This is a genomic window from Streptomyces sp. BE303, from assembly GCF_036290945.1.
In the GTDB taxonomy this organism is placed as follows: domain Bacteria; phylum Actinomycetota; class Actinomycetes; order Streptomycetales; family Streptomycetaceae; genus Kitasatospora.
The window spans coordinates 1-307 of the sequence record NZ_JAQYWZ010000827.1; the positions used below are offsets into that span (position 1 = coordinate 1).

At 75.9% G+C, this 307-nt stretch carries 1 protein-coding gene; it reads left to right on the forward strand.

Features of this window, described 5'->3' with window-relative positions:
* Positions 1-307, forward strand: a 307-nt coding sequence (locus tag PUR56_RS29400) for a hypothetical protein (RefSeq protein ID WP_329951177.1), incomplete at both ends; no start/stop codon positions are given.

Consider the following 307-nt stretch of genomic DNA (forward strand, 5'->3'; position numbering starts at 1 on the left):
ACCCCGTGGTGCCGCTGCCGAACCCCACCGGCCTCTACGTGGGCGTCGTCTCCGTCTCCAACCCGATCTCCTCGCGCGCCGCGGGCGTCGTCCCGATCGGCCGCCCGGTCTGGCACACCCGCCTCTACGTGCTGGACGGCGAGCTGCGACCCGCGCCGGTGTGCGTGCCCGGCGAGGTGTACCTGGCCGGGGTCCAGCTGTGGCGCGTCTTCCTCGGGCGCCCCTGCCTCACCGCCGGCGTCTTCGTCGCCGTCCCGCACGGCGGCCCGTGCGCGCGCATGTACCGCACCGGCGACCTCGTGCGCTG